We start from the raw sequence: 18,745 nt of genomic DNA on the forward strand, positions 1-18,745 counted from the left end.
GGGCGTGACGGATTCCAGGGCCTGACGAGTGGATGTCCGGGATCCTATAGCCATCCCGTCATGACTCAAGGGGGCCAGGGTCCGCATCCGGCGCGCCCGCGGAACGGGTGTCCGGCAACCGAACACCGGACATGGGCTCTTGACGCGGCCTCGCCGCTGCACCACGCTTTCAGCCACGATCTCCCCTGCCACGGAGACGATCCCACCGAAGTACGTCCCGCCGAAGAACCCCCCACACGAAGAACGACCGCCCACCGAAGAACCGGACATGCTGCCTGCAGAGCGTCCCCACCGCACACCGGCCGGCCCCGCGACCGGAGCGGTGCTCGCCGTCGACCAAGGCACCTCGGGCACCAAGGCGCTGGTCCTTTGCCCGGAGCGCGGTGTGCTCGGCTCCGCCGAGGTGCCTGTGCACACGCGCCACCTCGCCGGCGGGCTGGTCGAGGCCGACCCCGCCGCACTCCTGGCGTCCGTCGTCGACGCCGGACGCCAGGCCCTCGCGCGGGCCGGTGAGCCGGTCGTGGCGGTCGGCCTCGCCAACCAGGGCGAGACGGTGCTGGTGTGGGATCCCGCGACCGGCGCCCCGCTGACCGACGCCCTGGTGTGGCAGGACCGGCGGGCCCAAACGGTGTGTGCGGACCTCGACGAACACGCCGACACCCTGCGCGAGATCACCGGACTGCCCCTCGACCCGTACTTCGCGGCGCCCAAAATGGCCTGGCTGCGCCGCCACCGGACCCGCGAGGGCGTCGTCACCACCAGCGATGTCTGGCTGATCCACCAGCTCACCGGCGCGTTCGTCACCGACGCGGCCACCGCCGGGCGCACCGGGCTGCTCGACCTCGACCGCGTCGCATGGTCCCCGGAGGCGCTGGCGGTCTACGGACTGACGGGCGAGCAGATGCCCAGGGTCGTCGACGCGGACACCATCGCCGGAACCACCACCGCCTTCGGGGGCGAGATCCCGCTCACCGGCCTCCTCGTCGACCAGCAGGCCGCCCTGCTGGCCCAGAGCGTCACCGAGCCCGGCGCCGCCAAATGCACCTACGGAACCGGCGCCTTCCTGCTCGCCCAGACCGGCTCCCGGCCCCGCCGCGGCACCAGCGGCCTGGTGAGCTGCGTGGCCTGGCGGCTCGGCGGGAAGACCAGCTACTGCCTCGACGGACAGGTGTACACCGCCGCCTCCGCCGTACGCTGGCTCACCGGCCTGGGCGTGATCGGCGGACCCCAGGACCTCGACCCGGTGGGCGGCTCCGTCCCGGACACCGGGGGAGTGACCTTCGTACCGGCGCTCGCCGGACTCGCCGCACCCTGGTGGCGCGGCGACCTCCGGGGCTCGGTGACCGGCCTCGGCCTCGACACCACCGCCGGCCACCTGGTGCGCGCCCTGTGCGAGGGCATCGCCGCGCAGGTGACCGAGATCGCCGACGCGGCCGCCGCCGACCTGGGCGCACCGCTCACCACCCTCCGGGCCGACGGGGGGCTCACCCGCTCCGCGCTGCTCATGCAGGCCCAGGCCGACCTGCTGCAACTGCCCGTCGAGGTGTCCGCCCTGCCCGATGTCACCGCCCTCGGCGTGGGCGCCGTCGCCCGGCTGGGACTCGACCCGGGCCTGCCGCTCGCGCAGGCCGTCCCGGAGTGGAAACCGGCCGCCGTCTACACACCCCGGATCAGCGCGGACCAGGCCGCCGAGCGCCGGGCCGGTTTCCGTTCGGCCGTGGCCACGCTGCTGACCCACCCCTGAGCAACCGCGACAAGGAGCCAAGGAACCCAGCATGACCGTAACGACCACGGGTGACCTCCCCGGCGAGGTCTACGACGTGGCCATCATCGGCGCCGGGGTGGTCGGCACCGCCATCGCCCGCGAACTCGCCGCGCATCCGCTGCGCATCGCCCTCGTGGAGGCCTCCGACGACGTCGGCGACGGCACCTCCAAGGCCAACACCGCGATCCTGCACACCGGTTTCGACGCCGCTCCCGGCACCCTGGAGGCCGGTCTGGTGCGCGAGGGCTACCGGCGGCTGAACACCTACGCCGCCGAGGCCGGCATCCCGGTCGAACCGCTCGGTGCCCTGCTCGTCGCCTGGGACTCCGAACAGCTCGCCGCCCTGCCCGCCCTCGCGGAGAAGGCCGTACGCAACGACTGCCACGACACCCGGATCCTCGACGCGGACGAGGTGTACGCGCGCGAACCGCGTCTGGGGCCCGGCGCGCTCGGCGCCCTCGAAGTCCCCGGCGAGAGCATCATCTGCCCCTGGACCACCACCCTCGCCTACGCCACCCAGGCGGTGGACGCCGGAGCCGACCTGCACCTCAACTGCACCGCGGGAGCCATCGCCACGGGCGGCGCACACGGCCACCACGAGATCGCCACCAGCCGCGGCCCGCTGCGCGCCCGCTACCTGGTCAACGCCGCCGGACTGTACTCGGACGAGATCGACCGGCGGCTCGGCCACACCGAGTTCAGCGTCACCCCACGGCGCGGCCAGCTCATCGTCTTCGACAAGTTCGCCCGCGGCCTGGTCAGCCACATCCTGCTGCCGGTGCCCACGGCACGCGGCAAGGGCGTGCTGGTGGCGCCCACCGTGTACGGCAACGTCATGCTCGGCCCCACCGCCGAGGACCTCGACGACAAGCACGCCACCGGTTCCTCCGCCGCCGGGCTGGCCCTGCTCCGCGACAAGGGCGCCCGGATCATGCCCGAGCTGCTGGAGGAGGAGGTCACCGCGGTCTACGCGGGGCTGCGCGCCGCCACCGAACACGCCGACTTCCAGATCCGCGCCCACCCCGAGCAGCGTTACGTGGCCGTGGGCGGTATCCGCTCCACCGGGCTGACCGCCTCGATGGCCATCGCCGCACACGTCCGGGACCTGCTCACCCGCTGCGGCCTCGACCCGGGCCCCGCGCAGGAACGCGAACCACCCCGGATGCCGAACATCGGCGAGGCGTTCCCGCGCCCCTACCAGCGCGCCGACCTCATCGCCGCCGACCCCGCGTACGGCACGGTCGTCTGCCACTGCGAGCGCGTCACCCGGGGTGAGATCCGCGACGCGCTGCGGGCCACCGTGCCCCCGGGGTCGCTCGACGGACTGCGGCGCCGCACCCGCGCGCTGGGCGGCCGCTGCCAGGGCTTCTACTGCGGAGCCGCCGTACGGGCCCAGTTCGACGAGGCACGCGCCACCCCCGCCGCCGCACCCGTCGAGGCCCGCCGATGAACGCCACCGACCGCACCCACCGCACCGTGGACGTCCTGGTCATCGGCGCCGGACCCGCCGGACTCGCCGTCGCCACCCGGCTGGCCGGGGCCGGAGTGGACACCGTCGAGGTCATCGACCGCGAGCAGCACGCCGGAGGCATCCCGCGCCACTGCCATCACACCGGATTCGGGCCGCGCGATCTGCGCCGGCTGCTCAGCGGCCCGGAGTACGCCCGCCGCCACATCGCCGCCGCGCTGCGCGCCGGTGCGGTCCTGCGCACCGGCGTCACCGCCACTGGATGGGCCGGGCCGCGCACCGTGGACCTCACCGCGCCGACCGGGCTGGAGCGCGTCACCGCCAGGGCCGTGGTCCTGGCCACCGGCGCCCGCGAACGCCCGCGCAGCGCACGGCTGGTGCCCGGCACCCGGCCCGCGGGCGTCTACACCACCGGGCAGTTGCAGCAAGCCGTCCATGTGCACCACCAGAGCATCGGCCGCCGCGCGGTCGTCGTGGGCGCCGAACGCGTCGGCTACTCCGCGGTCGACACCCTCCACCGCGCCGGGGTCGAGGTCGCCGCCATGGTCACCGGCCTGCCCCGCCACCAGACCCATCCGGCGCGCCACCTCGCCGCCCGGCTGCGCCACGGTGTTCCGCTGCTCACCGACACCACCGTGACCGGGCTGACCGGCCGCGGCCGGCTGACGGGCGTCCGCGTGGGGCACCGGGACGGCCGGAGCGCGACCATCGGCTGTGACACCGTGGTGTTCACCGGCGACTGGATCCCCGACCACGAACTGGCCCGCGGCGCCGGGATCCCCCTCGACCCCGGCACCCGGGGGCCGGAGACCGACGCCGGGTTCCGTACCCGCGAACCCGGGGTCTTCGCCGTGGGCAATCTGCTGCACCCCGTCGAGACGGCCGCCACCGCCGCGCTGGACGGCCGGTTCGCCGCCGGCCCGGTGCTGCGCCATCTGGCCGGCGAGCCGTGGCCGGGGGCCCCGCTGCCGGTCCGGACCGAGGCGCCCCTGCGGTGGGTGGCGCCGGGCCGGATCGCCCCGGACGGCCCGCCCCCGCCGCACAGCCGCTTCATCCTGCGCACCGCGGCGTTCCTCACCCGGCCGGTGCTCGTGGTCCGCCAGGACGGTCGTACGCTGCACCGGCAGCGCGTCCCGCACACCGTGGCGCCGGGCCGCCCGCTGCATCTGTCCGCCGGCTGGATCGCCCGGGCCGACGCGCACGGCGGCCCGGTACGGATCCGCGTGGAGTGACCGGGGCGGCCGGTGGCGCGGGCCCCGGTGTCACAGCCCGCGCAGCCGCTCCAGCTCACGCCGGTCGCGCTTGGTGGGGCGGCCCGCGCCACGGTCCCGCAGCCCGATGGGCACGGTCTGCTCGCGCGGCGGCGGAGGCGGGCTGTTGTCCACGTAAGCCTCGGCCGCCACGGCCGCCCCGACCCGCTTGCGCACGATCCGCGACACCACCACGACCCGGTCCCGCCCCGCGTGGCGCAGCCGCACCTCGTCACCCGGCCGCACCGCCTGGGCGGGCTTGACGCGCTCACCGTTGACGCGGACGTGCCCGGCCCGGCAGGCCGAGGCGGCGAGCGAACGCGTCTTGGTGAGCCGCACGGACCAGATCCAGCTGTCGACCCGAACGGACCCCTCGTCTGAAGCCATACTCCGACTCTAATGTCTAAGGTGCGACGCATGAGCGCACATTTTGACGTCGTGGTCCTGGGGGCGGGGTCGGGCGGCTATGTGGCGGCGATCCGCGCCGCACAGCTGGGCTTGCGCACGGCCGTCGTCGAGGAGCGGTTCTGGGGCGGGGTCTGCCTGAACGTGGGATGCATCCCGTCCAAGGCGCTGCTGCGCAACGCCGAGCTGGCCCATCTGCTCACCCATGAGGCGCACACCTTCGGCATCCGGGTGAACGGCGAACTGAGCCTGGACTACCGGGCGGCCTACGAACGCAGCCGGAAGGTGGCGGACGGCCGGGTCAAAGGCATCCACTACCTGATGAAGAAGAACCAGATCACGCAGTACGACGGGCGGGGCGTCTTCACCGACCGCCACACCCTGCGGGTCACGCTCGCCGACGGCCGGACGGAGGCCGTCTCCTTCGACCACTGCGTCATCGCGACCGGAGCCACCGCCAACCTGCTGCCCGGCACCTCGCGCGGCGAGCGGGTGGTCACCTACGAGGAGCAGATCCTCGCCCCCGACCTGCCCGGCAGCGTCCTGATCGCGGGCGCGGGCGCCATCGGCGTGGAGTTCGCGTACATCATGCACAGCTACGGGGTGCAGGTGACGCTCGTGGAGTTCCTGGACCGGATCGTCCCCCTGGAGGACGAGGACGTCTCCGCCGAGCTGACCCGCCGCTACCGCAGGCTCGGCATCAACATCCTCACCTCCACCCGCGTCGAGGCGATCAACGACGCGGGCCCCGCCGTCAAGGTCATGGTGACCACGGGCGGCCAGCGCCAGACCCTGCAGGCCGGGCGGGTGCTCCAGGCGATCGGCTTCCGGCCGCGGGTGGAGGGGTACGGGCTGGAGCGCGCCGGGGTCCGGCTGACCGACCGGGGCGCCATCGACGTCGACGGCCGGTGCCGCACCAGCGTGCCCCACATCTTCGCGGTCGGCGACGTGACCGCCAAGCTGATGCTCGCCCATGCCGCCGAGGCCATGGGCATCGTCGCGGCGGAGACCATCGGCGGCGCGGAAACCATGGAACTCGACTACGTGATGATTCCCCGGGCGACGTTCTGCCAGCCGCAGATCGCCAGCTTCGGCTGGACCGAGGCCCAGGCGCGCGAACGCGGCTTCGACGTCAAGGTGGCCACGTTCCCGTTCACCGCCAACGGCAAGGCCCACGGCCTCGGCGACCCCGGCGGCTTCGTGAAGCTCATCAGCGACGGCCGCCACGGTGAACTGCTCGGCGGCCACCTGATCGGCCCCGAGGTCACCGAACTCCTGCCGGAACTGACCCTCGCTCAAGCGTGGGACCTGACGGTCCACGAGCTGGCCCGCAACATCCACGCCCACCCCACCCTGAGCGAGGCGGTGAAGGAGGCCCTGCACGGCCTCGCCGGACACATGGTCAATCTGTGAGCCGAGCGGTGAGGCGCGTGCGGGCCGGAGCCGGTCACCGGCAGGAGCTGGAGTCCGACCGGGCCGAGCAGGATCTCCCGCAGGCGCTCAGCTGACGATGGCGGCCGCCGTGGACAGCAGCTCGGGGAAGGTGCCGGTGAAGTCGGGCAGCAGCCGCAGCGCCAGCGCCCACGCCTCCGGATCCTCGCCCAGATGGGTGGTGGCCAGCTCCAGGACCTTGCGGCTCGCGGCGAGCCCCGCCGGGTCCGGCCCGTCCTGCCGCGCGCGGTTGTGGCGGTACGCCAGATAGGCGGCCGCGTCCCCGGCGGGCCTCGCCTCGTACAGCACGTCCAGCGGGGTCAGCGTGCCGAGGCCGACCGCCTTGTCCAGCCAGTCGTTCCGGCGGTGGGGCGGTGGCGGCAGCGGATGGTGGCGCACCAGGTCCAGGGGGTCCGGCCGCGGCCCGGTGGACTTGTGCGGATGCGCGTGGTGCTCCAGCCGCAGCGCCGCCACACCGCCCGCGGTGCGCAACCCCTCCGGGCAGTCGTCTGCCTCGGCGAGCACCACCAGCAGGGCGTCCGGGAGCGGATCGCGCTCATGCTCCCGGGCCAGCTCCGCCCAGGGCAGCCCCGGCCCGGCCTCCTCGGCCAGCCGCTCCAGCGCCGGTGTGACCAGGTCACGGGTGGCGCCCTGGGCGCGCAGGAACGCCACCCGGCCCGCGGGCCCCCGGGAGCGGTCCAGCTCCGCGCGCAGCACGGCCGGACCGTCCGCCGCCTCCAGCGCGCTCCGGACGATCTCATGGGTCGCCTTCGGCAGCGGATGCTTGCGGCTGCGGCGCTCGGGGAACTCGGTCTCCTCCAGCAGCCCTCGCACCTCCTCGGCACCGTGCCGCTCCCAGACCCGGACCAGCAGACGCAGCTGCCCGGCGAGCGTATGCAGCTTGATCTTGCCCAGCAGGAGGCGGGCCAGCCGCGGATCGCCCGAGTCGCAGATCGGCAGCAGCCAGTGCCGGCGCCCGCTGAGCCGTATGTGCTCGATCAGTTCATCGGTGATCGGCAGCGGCTCCGCATCCGGCGTCCCGTCCGCTTCCGGTGCGGCGCCGAACCGGCGGCCCGCGAGGACGCCCCGGCGCTGCTCGTCGGTGAGCGCCGTGTACACATACAGATTGGTGTTGATCTCGGGCTCGTCGTGGGCCAGCAGTTCCTCGATCTTGTCCGCGGGCAGCTCCCAGTCGGAGGCGGCACAGGCCAGCACCGACGTGCCGTGGAGGTTCACCAACTGGTCGCGCAGGGCGGACGACGGCTGGTGGAAGACCAGCAGATGCTGGACGCCGCGCCGGTCCAGATGGGGCGCCAGGGCCGTCTGCACCTCCTCGGTGGCCTGGAGGAACAGCTGGAGGAACACCCCGCGGAGCCCGTCCGGGCGCTTCACCGGATACTCGGCCTTCAGCGGCCTCGGCCAGGTCTTGCCGCGGTGCTTGGCCTGCTGCTCGACTGCGGCGGCGACCAGCTCCGTGCTCGACCCGGTGAACCGGGGGAGCAGTGAATACAGCGCGCGCCAGGCCGCGAAGCCCCCGCCCAGCGGCTCCAGCAGCGCGGCCACCGCCGGGCCGAGCGGCTCCGTGCCGTACGGCAGCGAGGCCAGGACCCGGGACGCGGGCCGCACCTCGGCCAGGACGCGGTCCACCGGGAACGCGCCCTCCCGGATGCCGCGCCGCAGCAGCCGTGCCAGACGGTCGTGGTGGTAGCCGTCCTTCCAGTCGGTCTCGGTGAGCAGGCGCCAGGGCAGCGGGGAGGTGGCCGGGAGGGGGTCGGAGGACCTTCGGTACATGGCCAGCACCAGCTCGTCCGGGCAGTCCGGGCGGGACGCCAGCAGCAGCAGGGCTCGCCCGGAGAAGGGCTCCCGCTTCTCCTCGGCCAGCAGCAGCTCCCAGTCCACGGCGTCCAGCGAGGGATTCGCCATCCCGTAGGTGAGCTCGCGAAGCCGCCGCACCAGCTCATCACCGGCGGGTGCCGCCTCGACCGCCTCGGGCTCCGCGGCCGCCTCCTCACCGACGGAAGCCGCCTCGACGGCCGCCTCCAGCACGGCGGCCGGGTCCTGCGCCACCTCCACCCGGCGCACCACCTCCACCACCGCCGGGTGCACTGCGGGCAGTTCGGCCAGGGCGGCCACCTCGGCCACCCCACCGTGGGTGAGCGCCGCGCGGCAGGCCCTCAGCTGCTGCGACACGTCCAGCGATGTGCCGATCTTCTCGAGCACATGCCGCACCACCTCGGGGAAGGGCGCTTCCAGCGCCGGGAGCAGGTCGTACGACGCGGTGGCGGACAGCAGGAAGTCCACCAGACCGCCCGGGGCGCGCCAGCCGGGGTCGGCCGGGTGCGCGGCCGCCGCGCTGAGCACCGTGCGCCGTAGGTGCTGCCGCCATGTGCCGGACAGCGGCTCGGTGTAGAGCGTGCGGGCCAGGCCGGGGTCGGCCAACTCGGCGAGCCGGAGCATTTCGGCCTGCCGCTCGGCCCCGGCACGCGCCCCGGCCAGGGCCTCCAGCAGCTCCCGGTCGCCGGAGGCGAACACCTCGCCCACCAGATGCGCGGGCAGCCGCTCCCGGGACCGGAGCAGGCTCAGGGTCTCCTGCCGGAGCCGGGGCATCAGCGCCGAGGAGAGGGAGGGGCCGGCCACCTGGAAGGCCGCGGACACCAGGGTGTCCCGTTCGTACGTCACCACGCGGGTGCGCTCCGTTCGTCGTTCGGCCCCGCTGTCCGAGCGGGGGAGGGGAGGGAAGAGGGCGGGGCGGGCTCATCCGGCGCCGGACAGCTCCGTCATCCGGGCCAGTGCGCCGATCCAGAACCGCTGCCGCTCCGGCGACTGGCCCACCATGTGGGCGGCGCGCAGCTTGGGCGGCATATGGCGCAGCAGCCGGGCGACCACCTCGGCGTTCCGCTGGAGCTGGGACACCTCGGCGTTGGCGAGCGCCTGGTGCACCAGATCGGTGTCATGGGTCCCCTCGTCCGACGTTTCGGACGCGGCCGCCAGCCGGGCCTCCCAGTGGTCCGCGTCGCGCGCTATCTCCCGCAGGCCGATCACCCGCTGCTCGGCGCGCTCGGCGAGCCGCGCCTCCAGTTTGGCCAGCGGCACCGGCGCGTACTCGCCGTCGCCCAGATAGATCAGCCCCGTCTCCAGCGGCTGCCCGGCGTGGTGCAGCTTGATCAGCCGCTCCAGGGTGCGCTTGGTGATCCAGTCCCGGCCCTCGTCGTCGATGTCGCTCTTCCACCACTCCAGAACCGTCTCGGCCACTTCGCCGTAGGTGCCGATCAGCCATTCGTTGGCCGGGATGTCCTGCGGGCTCACCTCGTAGCTCACCGTGAAACGGCTGGCCTGGGCCACGTTGTTGCTGCTGACCAGCAGCTTGCGGCCGAGGTGGTACGGCGGGTTCTGCAGCGCCACCTGGGCGCGCAGTCCCGGGATCGGCCGCCCGGCCAGCGACCACTCCTGGGTGATCTCCATCAGCTTGGCGAACGTGGCCTTGTCCTTGGGGCGGTTGTACTCGTCCCAGATGATCACCTTCGGGTCGGGGTCCATCAACGCGCGGCTGAACAGGGTGTCCAGCGTGCCGTCCGGAGTGGGGATCGGCACGCACAGGTCCTCCACGTTGGTCACCGGCAGCGAGAAGTACACCGGATCGCTTCCGCTCTCCTCGCGGACCACCGCCTTGGTGATCTCCGTCTTGCCGCAGCCGGGCGGGCCCTGGAGCAGCACCGCCCAGTTCTCCCGGACCGCCGTGCGCAGGATGCTCCGCACCGGGTCGGGGATGGTGGCGGGGTTGGGGAGGCCCAGGGCGCCTGCGATGGCGTCGAGAAGCTCGGCGGTGCGGTCGGGCCCGGGCGAGCCGTCGGCCCCGCGGTCGCGCAGCCGCAGCCGCACCCCGCCCACCAGTGGCAGCCCCCAGGACAGCGGAAACCCGGCGCGGGCACAGTCCAGGACGTGCTGGAGGGTGCGCGGGGAGAGCAGCGAGCGCAGATACGGGGGGAGCCCGGCCCAGATCTGGAACACCCCGGTCAGGTCCCAGTCCTCGTACCGCTCGGCCAGTGTGGACCGCCAGGCGGTGTCATTGGCCGTGATCCGCAGGGTGACCATGCGGTCCAGGACGGCCAGATCGCCGCGCCGGGCGCTGGTCTCGGCCAGAGACTCGTTGTCCGCGAGGAAGACCCCGACACAGCCGAGCGCGCGCAGATCGTGTTCGCCCAGCGTCCAGTTGCAGGCGATCTGCATCAGCTGGGACTGGATGGTCTCCCCGGCCTGCAGCGAGTCGTCGATGAGCAGCACGAAGGGCACACCCGGCGTGAGCTGACGCATGATCAGCTGAGTGAGCACCAGCTCACCGGTGCGGTCGTCCCGCACCGGCGCGTTCACCAGCAGATCGTCGGGGGTGAGATTGGCCGCCGGGACCAGGATCACCTCGGTGCCCGGATGAGCCCGCGGGATGTAGGACAGAAACGTCGAGGTCTTGCCGATCCCGTGCTCACCGAAGACCTGGCCGGTCTGCCGCATCGCGATCATGGCGCTGATGAACTGCTCCAGCCGGGCCCCGGCCCGCCGGCCGCCCTCCCCGGCGGCCGGCTCCTGCCGCCCGACGGCCGCGTCCCTCGTGGCCGGCGCCGTCGTGACCACACCCGCGCCCGCACTCGTGTCCACCCTGCTCACGGTGACTGATCCCCCGTTACCCGTGTCGTTCGTTCGTTCGTGTCGCGCGCCCCGCCCCTCGGCGGAGACGGTTTCCCGGCCCCCGGCTCAGCTGTCGCCGGTGACCACCCGGTGGCAGGCCATCGGCGGGTCGTGCCGCTCCGGCCAGTCGTCGCCGCCGTCCGTGATCAGCCAGATCCACCGGTCGGGCTGGGCCGGGGTCACCGCGGGGGCGTGGCCGTCGGTGACCATGATCACCGCGTCGGCGCGCTGCTCGAACCGGTGGCCGTCCACCGCCCGCCGCCCCTCCACATAGTCCACGACCTGCTGGAAGTCGGTGCCCCCGCCGCCGTGCACCCGCTCGCCGGGGACGAACGGCATCAGCGCGCCGTCGAAGCTCAGCCAGTGGCTCTCGACTCCCTCGGCGCGGCCCACCAGCGTGGTGATCCAGTCGATCACCGGCTGGGGCATCGACCCCGAGGTGTCCAGCGCGATGACCACGACCTTGGTGCGCTCCGGGCCCCGCCGCGCCAGCATCGGATCGTGCCCGAGCGCCAGCAGCACCGCCCCCTGCTTCTTCGGGTAGATCAGTCGCTCTCCCTCGCGCAGTGCGGAGGCGAGGGTGTCGGACAGCCAGCGCCGCCACCACTCCACCCGCCGGGTCCGCTGTGTCTCCCCGCGCAGCGCGCCCAGCCCCATCCGCCCCCACAACTTCTCCAGCCGCTTGCCGCCGCCGGTGGTGCGGTCCGCGAGGGCCAGCAGCTCGTCCCGGGCGAGCCCTTCGCCGCGCAGCGCGCCGCGCGTCACCTCGGCCAGCGTCTCCTCGACGGCCGAGGCCACGGCCTCCGCGTCCATCGGCAGCCGGTGCCTCGCCCCGTCCCCCTCGCCGTCCCCGCCGGGGCTCATGTGGACGCACAGGGCCGGCGGCACGGGAGGGGTGCGCATCCGCTTCAGCTCCCCGTAGATCCTCAGGTCGGTCTCGGTGAAGTCCCGGTAGGACAGCGGCTCGAAGCCCTGCTCGCACAGATCGGCCACATACCGCCGGTGCACCTCGTACGGATCGACGCCCACCGGCTCCCGGCGGGTGCCGCCCGCGCCGTCCGGCACCGCACGGGTCGGCAGGCCGCCCTGCGCCAGCCGGACCAACGCCACATGGTTGATCGCGACTTCGGCCGCCAGGTCGAAGACCGGGTCGGCGCGCAGCTCCTCGTCCACGTACAGATGGCGGTGAATCAGATGGCGCGCCTCGTGGAACAGGACGAACCGCACTCCGCTCGGCCCGATCGCGACGAAGAACTCCGGGTTGTACAGCAGCAGACAGCTGCCGTCCCCCGTGGCCACCACCGCCGCCGTGTCCACCGCCGTGGTGGAGATCTGGTGGTGGCACTTGGCGTACAGCCACGAGGACACCACGCTGTCCTTGACCCCGAAGTCCAGCAGCGCCGCCTCCTTGAGCCTGCGGCCCTCCTCGGCCACCGCCGGATCGTCGGGCCGGCAGGCCAGCAGCGCCCGGCGGTCGGCCAGGTCGATCACCCGCCGGCCCGGCGCGTGCCGGCTTTCCCCCGCTGCCTGTGCCACTGCCTTCCCTCCGCTCCGACCCGCACGGGAGCGTAACCCGTCGCCGCGAGCGGCCGGTTGCCGCCCACACCGAAAACGGTATCCGCCGGGTACGACAACGCGGCCGGGAAGCGCACGCGGCCACCGCGCGCTCAGTCGCCCGCTCAGCCCTGGCGCAGGTCCCAGGCCACCTGGGCGACATCGGCGATCATGGCGACGATGTCCGGCCGGTCCTCCCCGCCGTTCAGATGGCGGTACTCGGTGCCCACCGTGATCACCATGCGCTCGGGCAGCCCCGGCAGCGGGTGGACGTTCTCGGCGATGATCTTGCGGGCGGCCTCCAGCGCGGGGACCCCGGCCGTGTGCAACTGCCGCGCCCGGTCCCGGATGTGCTCCAGATAGCCGATGTGGCCGCGGACGCCCTCCCGGTCCAGCACCGGCCCATGGCCGGGGACGATAATCTCCGCCCCGGTGGCCAGCACCCGCTCACAGGCGGCGATCACACTGTCCAGTGGACCGGCCCAGTGCACCGCGTGGTCGCCGGGGTCCCGGGGGCTGGAGGCGAAGATGACATCGCCGGTGAACGCCACCTTCTGCCGCGGCAGATACGCGAGGAGATCGCCGGTGGTGTGCGCGGCGGGCAGCGCGGTCAGCTGCACCGGCACCTGCCCGATCCGCAGGTCCAGCTCGCCCGTGAAGGTCGTCGTGGGCTCGACGACCTCGGTGTCGGCCCAGTCGAAGCGTCCGAAGTGGCTCTGGAGATACCACCCGAGCGGCGTCGCCGGGTCGCTGCCGCGCACCATGGCGTGCAACTGCTGCGGAGCCGGTTCGTACTCGATGTGGCCGAGCGCCTCGCGGGTGGCCACGATGTCGGCGCCGCGCACGACCTCCGCGCCCCACAGATGGTCACCGTTGGCATGGGTGACGATCACTCGCCCGATCCGGCCTCCCTCGGGCATCAGCGACCGGCTGCGGTCCAGGAAGTCCCGGGCCATGTGCCGGTCGTAGGGGGTGTCGATCCAGGCGGCGGCGCCATCGGGGGACACGATCAGCCCACAGTTGGCGAGCCCCCATCCGGCGCTGGGCGTGGGAGACCACAGGTGCACACCGTCGGCGAGGTGGTGGAGCGGCGCTTGCGCATTCATGCTCGCACAGTACTCATGGAGAGCCGGACGTTCACTCGCACCCGGCCCGGCCCGGGCCCGGTGCGAGGCTCAGGCCGTCATGGGCCGGTCCGCCGGTCCGACCGGGGCCGGGAGGGCGGTCTCGCCGGTCAGATAGCGGTCCACCGCGGCCGCCGCCGAGCGGCCCTCGGCGATCGCCCACACGATCAGCGACTGCCCCCGTCCCGCGTCACCGGCCACGAAGACGCCGTCCCGGCCGGTTCCGAAATCGGCGCCGCGGGCGATGGTGCCGCGCGCGTCCAGCTCCAGACCGAGCTGGCCCAACAGTCCGCCGTCCCGCTCCGGACCGCGGAAACCGAGCGCGAGCAGCACCAGATCGGCCCGCAGCACCCGCTCACCGCGTCCGTCCCCGGGCGCCACCGCCCGGCCCTCCCCTTCCGCCTCGACCAGGCGCAGCGCCCGGACCCTGCCGTGCGGCCGCCCCGGGCCCGGCGCGTCGCCCTCGAAGCGGACGGTGGTGGCCGAGAACACCCGGGCGTCCACATCCGCCTCCGGGGAGGCCGCCAGTTCCCGCGCCTCCTCGTGCGCGGCGGACATCCGGTAGATCTTGGGGTACGTGGGCCAGGGCTCGCCCTCCGCCCGCTCGTCACCGGGCCGGGGGTGGATGTCCAGCTGGGTCACCGAGGCCGCGCCCTGCCGCAGCACCGTGCCCAGACAGTCCGCGCCGGTGTCCCCGCCGCCGACGATGACGACGTGCTTGCCCTCCGCGGTGATCGGCGGCCGGTCGTAGTCGCCCTCCTGGACCCGGTTGGCCAGCGGCAGGTACTCCATCGCCTGGTGGATTCCGGCCAGCTCCCGGCCCGGCACCGGCAGTTCGCGCCAGGCCCGCGCGCCCACCGCTATCACCAGCGCGTCATAGCGCGCCCTCAGCTCCGCGGCGTCCACATCGGTGCCCACGCCCACGCCGGTGCGGAACTTGGTGCCCTCCGCGCGCATCTGCCGCAGGCGCCGGTCCAGATGGTGCTTCTCCATCTTGAACGAGGGGATGCCGTACCGCAGCAGCCCGCCCACCCGGTCGTCCCGCTCGTACACCGCCACCGTGTGCCCCGCGCGGGTCAGCTGCTGGGCGGCGGCCAGCCCCGCGGGGCCCGAGCCGATCACCGCCACGGTCCGCCCCGACAGCCGCTCCGGTGGCTTGGGGACCGCGTAGCCGCTCTCCCAGGCCCGGTCGGCGATGGCGACCTCGACGTTCTTGATGGTCACCGCGGGCTGGTTGATCGCCAGCACACACGCACTCTCGCAGGGCGCCGGGCACAGCCGTCCGGTGAACTCGGGAAAGTTGTTGGTCGCGTGCAGCCGCTCGCCCGCCCGCCGCCAGTCGTCGCGGGACACCAGGTCGTTCCAGTCGGGGATGAGGTTCCCCAGCGGGCAGCCGTCGTGGCAGAACGGGATCCCGCAGTCCATGCAGCGGTCCGCCTGCGCGGCGACGATCGGCAGCAGGCCGCCCGGTACGTACACCTCGTCCCAGTCACGCACCCGCTCGTCCACCGGACGGCGCGGCGGGAGGCGGCGTGGTGTGGTGAGAAAGCCCTTCGGATCGGCCATGACCTCCTCCAGTGCCCGTGTCCGGTCTGGCCGCTTTCACCCCACTGTACGGCCGCCGGGCATCCGGTCCAGGGCCGCGGCGGCCTCGGCCATGATCCGCTCCACCAGTTCCGCGCACGACGGCAGATCGTCGATCACCCCCGCCACCTGCCCGGAGGCCATCACCCCGGTGTCGGTGCGGCCGTCCACCATCGACGCCTTCAGCAGCATCGGGGTGTTGGCGGCCAGCAGCACCTGGCTCCAGGAGAGCCCCTTGCCCCGCCGCATCGCCCGGCCGTCGCGCACCATGCGCGCCCAGCCCAGCCCGGACAGCCGCCGGAAGGCCGCGGCGTGGCGCACGGCGCGCACGAGCGCGGCGGCGCGCCCGGAGCGTTCGAGGGAGGCGACCAGTTCGCTGCGGAGCATCCGGTGGGGGAGCCCGTCCACCGCGGTGGTGACCGCGACGTCCGAGGCGGCGGCCGCCAGATAGCGCGCCTTCACCGCGGCCGGCACGGTGCTGTCGGAGGTCAGCAGGAAGCGGGTGCCCATGGCGATCCCGGCCGCCCCGTACGCGAGCGCCGCCACCAGCCCGCGCCCGTCGTGGAAGCCGCCCGCGGCCACCACGGGGATGTCCACCGCGTCCACGACCTGGGGGAGCAGCACCGTGGTCGCCACCTCGCCGGTGTGCCCGCCGCCCTCGCCGCCCTGCACCACCACCGCGTCCGCGCCCCAGCCCGCCACCTTCTCGGCGTGCCGCCGGGCGCCCACGGAGGGGATGACCACCACACCCGCGTCCTTCAGCCGGGAGATCAGCTCCGGTTTCGGCGCCAGCGCGAAGGACGCCACCCGCACACCCTCCTCGACGATGATCCGCACCCGTTCCCCGGCGTCCCCCGCGTCGGCCCGCAGATTGACCCCGAAGGGCGCCTCGGTGCGGGACGCCACCTCCCGCACCGCCGACCGCAGCCGCTCCGGGGACATGGTGGCGGAGGCGAGGATGCCCAGCGCCCCGGCGTTCGCGGCCGCCGAGACCAGCCGGGGGCCCGCCACCCACCCCATGCCCGTCTGGACGATCGGATACCGGACGCCGACGAGCCGGGTCAGCGCGGTGTCCATCAGGGCCGTACCTCCCGCTCGCGCAGCCCCGCCGGATCGATGACCTCCCGGATCAGCCGCAGCTCCTCGGCGGTCGGCTCCCGGGTGGCGGGAACGCCGTCGGCCACGGCGAGCGGGAAACCGGTCGCCTCCCGTACCCGCTCGGCGGACACGCCCGGGTGGAGGGAGCGCACCCGCATGGTGCGCCCGGGCGTCTCGAAGTCGAGCACCGCGAGGTCGGTCACCACGCGGGGGATGCGGTGGAAGCGGGTCGCGGCGGGACCGGCGGCCGCGGCCCGGTCGTAGCCGACGCCGCACACCATGTCGACGCGCTCGACGAAGACGCGCGGGGAGTGCCGGGGCACCCAGTAACTCGTCGGATTGTTGAGGGTGTTGACGGGCGCCCCGCGCACCCCCAGCAGCTGCCGCCGGGGCCGCTTCCAGTCGCCGACGCAGGAGATGTTCTGGTTGCCGTAAGGGTCGAGCTGGCTCGCGCCCATCATCACATGGCGCTTGCCGCCCATGACCAGCCCGAGGTGGCGGCGGTACGGCAGCCAGCCCTCCACGGTCTCGTCATCGGTGCCGGTCAGCAGCGCCTCGCCGTCGGTGAGCAGCAGCTCCGGCGCGAAGGTGAGCCGCGCGAGCCGGGCGCCGAGCCGCGGTATGACGCCCATCGGGGCGGCCAGCACCTCCCCGTCGCCCCGCCAGGCCTCGGCGCAGGCCAGCACGCAGTACTCGGCCCGGGTGACGGTCATACGTCCTCGCCCTCCTTCGCGTACGCCGCGACCGCGGCCTGGTACGTGTCCTCGTCCCCGGCCAGGAACCGCCGGGTGAACGCCTGCCACGCCGCCGGGTCGGCGGCGGCCTTCGCGTACGCGCGCTGGAACGCCTCGTCCCGGCCGTAGTCCGGGGCGCACGAGGTGAAGTGCGCGCCGTGCGGGGTCTCGATCACGCCGGCCACCGCATGGCGCCCCACCAGCAGCGTCTGCGGACCGGCCGCCGCCAGGAACCCGGAGGCGGAGACGACGCGTTCACAGGAGAGATACGCCTGCTCGGCCGCCTCGCAGAACAGGTCGTCGAAGTACGGATCGGGGCCCAGATACTGGCCGTTGCCCTGCGCGTCGGCCCGGTTGAGGTGGACGAGCGCGACGTCCAGCCGCAGCGCGGGCACCGCCACCAGCTCCTCGCCGTCCTCGTACGGCGAGACCACCGTCCGCAGCAAGGGGTTGACCGTCATCACGTCCGATCCGAGCCCCGCCCGGATCGGCAGGAAGGGCAGCCGGTGCACGGCCGCGGTCAGCCCCCACAGGAACATCGCCTCGTCCAGCTCCACCAGCTCGAAGTCCGCGCGCTCGCGCGCCGCCCGGAAGTGCGGCTCCAGCGGAATCGAGTCCAGTGTGGCGAAGGCCGTGACCAGCTTGCGGATCTTCCCGGCGGCGGCCAGCAGCCCGACGTCCGGCCCGCCGTACGAGACCACGGTCAGGTCGCGGACGTCCGAGCGCAGCAACGCGCGCACCAGGGCCATCGGCTTGCGCCGGGAGCCCCAGCCGCCGATGCCGACCGTCATGCCGCTCTCGATCCGGCCGACGGCCTCCTCCGCGCTCATCCGCTTGTCGCTCACCGCCGCTCACCTCCGCCGGACCGGGATCCTCCGCCGGACCGGGATCCGCTTCCCGCCCCGCCCGAGACGAACGCGTCCCGGTGCTGGTCGGAAAGCCCCGCGAGATTCGCCTCGAAGGTGAAGCCCTGCTCGTAGCGGTAGCTGCGGTGGACGTCGACCGGGTCGATGCCGTTGATGGCCGCCTTGGCGAGCCGCAGCAGCGCGCCGTCCTTGGCGGCGATCTCCCGGGCCAGCTCCAGCGCGGCCTCCCGCAGCGCGGCGCGCGGCACCACCCGCCACACCGAGCCGTGCCGGTGCAACTCCTCGGCGGTCGCGGTGCGCGAGGTGTAGTACAGCGCGCGCATCAGATGCTGGGGGACGAGCCGGGCCAGATGGGTGGCCGCGCCCAGCGCTCCCCGGTCCAGCTCCGGCAGCCCGAACGTCGCGTCCCCGGCCGCCACGATCGCGTCCGCGTTGCCCGCCAGACCGATACCGCCGCCGAGACAGAAGCCGTGCACGGCGGCGACGACCGGGACCGGGCAGTCGTAGACGGCCGCGAACGCCGCGTGGCAGCCGTGGTTGGCGCCGATGAGCGCCTGGTGCCCCTCGGTGCGCTGCATCTCCTTGATGTCCACCCCCGCGTTGAACCCCCGCCCCTCGGCGGCCAGGACCACGCAGCGCACCCCCGGGTCGGCGCCCGCGGCGCGCAGCGCGTCGGCCAGCTCGTACCAGCCGCGCACGGGAAGGGCGTTGACCGGTGGGAAGTCCACGGTGACGACGGCGACGCCCGCTTCGGGGGCGGAGGTGGAGACACCCATGAGCAGATCC

General features: G+C 73.8%; 14 protein-coding genes. 4 read left to right on the plus strand and 10 right to left on the minus strand.

Annotation, left to right across the window (positions count from 1 at the left end; genetic code table 11):
- The first annotated feature begins 268 nt into the window (after positions 1–268).
- From ASC60_RS22365 to ASC60_RS22375, 3 genes are read left to right on the plus strand one after another with little or no spacing between them, the layout of a single operon-like run.
- Complete coding sequence (locus ASC60_RS22365; RefSeq protein ID WP_055553718.1) at positions 269–1,744, plus strand: FGGY family carbohydrate kinase; 1,476 nt, start codon at positions 269–271, stop codon at positions 1,742–1,744.
- 31 nt (positions 1,745–1,775) lie between these two features.
- On the plus strand, positions 1,776–3,215 hold the full coding sequence (locus ASC60_RS22370; protein ID WP_055553720.1) for an NAD(P)/FAD-dependent oxidoreductase: 1,440 nt from the start codon (positions 1,776–1,778) through the stop codon (positions 3,213–3,215).
- Entirely contained in the window at positions 3,212–4,465 is a 1,254-nt protein-coding gene (locus ASC60_RS22375) for an NAD(P)/FAD-dependent oxidoreductase (protein WP_055553721.1), read from the plus strand. Before ASC60_RS22370 ends, ASC60_RS22375 begins: the two co-directional genes overlap by 4 nt.
- A 30-nt stretch (positions 4,466–4,495) precedes the next feature.
- Here the strand turns inward: ASC60_RS22375 and ASC60_RS22380 are convergent, their stop codons facing one another.
- Positions 4,496–4,870, minus strand: coding sequence for an RNA-binding S4 domain-containing protein (locus tag ASC60_RS22380; protein ID WP_055553723.1), 375 nt, complete (start codon positions 4,868–4,870; stop codon positions 4,496–4,498).
- A 30-nt stretch (positions 4,871–4,900) separates the two neighbouring features.
- Here ASC60_RS22380 and lpdA point away from each other — a divergent pair, with 30 nt between their 5' ends.
- A complete protein-coding gene (lpdA, locus tag ASC60_RS22385; RefSeq protein ID WP_055553725.1) occupies positions 4,901–6,301 on the plus strand; it encodes a dihydrolipoyl dehydrogenase in 1,401 nt (466 codons plus the stop codon).
- A gap of 87 nt (positions 6,302–6,388) precedes the next feature.
- Here lpdA and ASC60_RS22390 read toward each other — a convergent pair whose 3' ends face one another.
- The 9 genes from ASC60_RS22390 to ASC60_RS22430 form a co-directional block, all read right to left on the minus strand.
- Positions 6,389–9,001: a hypothetical protein gene (locus ASC60_RS22390; protein ID WP_055553727.1), complete on the minus strand. Its 2,613-nt coding sequence runs from the start codon at positions 8,999–9,001 to the stop codon at positions 6,389–6,391.
- A 72-nt stretch (positions 9,002–9,073) separates the two neighbouring features.
- A complete protein-coding gene (locus ASC60_RS22395; protein WP_107097141.1) occupies positions 9,074–10,834 on the minus strand; it encodes an ATP-binding protein in 1,761 nt (586 codons plus the stop codon).
- Between the two features lie 231 nt (positions 10,835–11,065).
- Complete coding sequence (locus ASC60_RS22400; protein WP_199831028.1) at positions 11,066–12,490, minus strand: hypothetical protein; 1,425 nt, start codon at positions 12,488–12,490, stop codon at positions 11,066–11,068.
- 188 nt (positions 12,491–12,678) lie between these two features.
- A complete protein-coding gene (locus ASC60_RS22405; RefSeq protein WP_055553733.1) occupies positions 12,679–13,659 on the minus strand; it encodes an MBL fold metallo-hydrolase in 981 nt (326 codons plus the stop codon).
- 69 nt (positions 13,660–13,728) lie between these two features.
- On the minus strand, positions 13,729–15,243 hold the full coding sequence (locus ASC60_RS22410; RefSeq protein WP_055553735.1) for a glutamate synthase subunit beta: 1,515 nt from the start codon (positions 15,241–15,243) through the stop codon (positions 13,729–13,731).
- Between the two features lie 36 nt (positions 15,244–15,279).
- On the minus strand, positions 15,280–16,338 hold the full coding sequence (locus tag ASC60_RS22415; RefSeq protein ID WP_055553738.1) for a nitronate monooxygenase family protein: 1,059 nt from the start codon (positions 16,336–16,338) through the stop codon (positions 15,280–15,282).
- On the minus strand, positions 16,338–17,072 hold the full coding sequence (locus ASC60_RS22420) for a CoA-transferase subunit beta (protein ID WP_055553740.1): 735 nt from the start codon (positions 17,070–17,072) through the stop codon (positions 16,338–16,340). Before ASC60_RS22420 ends, ASC60_RS22415 begins: the two co-directional genes overlap by 1 nt.
- A complete protein-coding gene (locus tag ASC60_RS22425) occupies positions 17,069–17,938 on the minus strand; it encodes a CoA transferase subunit A (protein WP_370592954.1) in 870 nt (289 codons plus the stop codon). Before ASC60_RS22425 ends, ASC60_RS22420 begins: the two co-directional genes overlap by 4 nt.
- Positions 17,935–18,735: an enoyl-CoA hydratase family protein gene (locus ASC60_RS22430; protein ID WP_055553742.1), complete on the minus strand. Its 801-nt coding sequence runs from the start codon at positions 18,733–18,735 to the stop codon at positions 17,935–17,937. The genes ASC60_RS22425 and ASC60_RS22430 overlap by 4 nt, the downstream gene beginning before the upstream one ends.
- Between the last annotated feature and the right edge of the window lie 10 nt (positions 18,736–18,745).

It is taken from the genome of Streptomyces sp. NBRC 110028, from assembly GCF_001417735.1.
GTDB lineage: Bacteria > Actinomycetota > Actinomycetes > Streptomycetales > Streptomycetaceae > Streptomyces.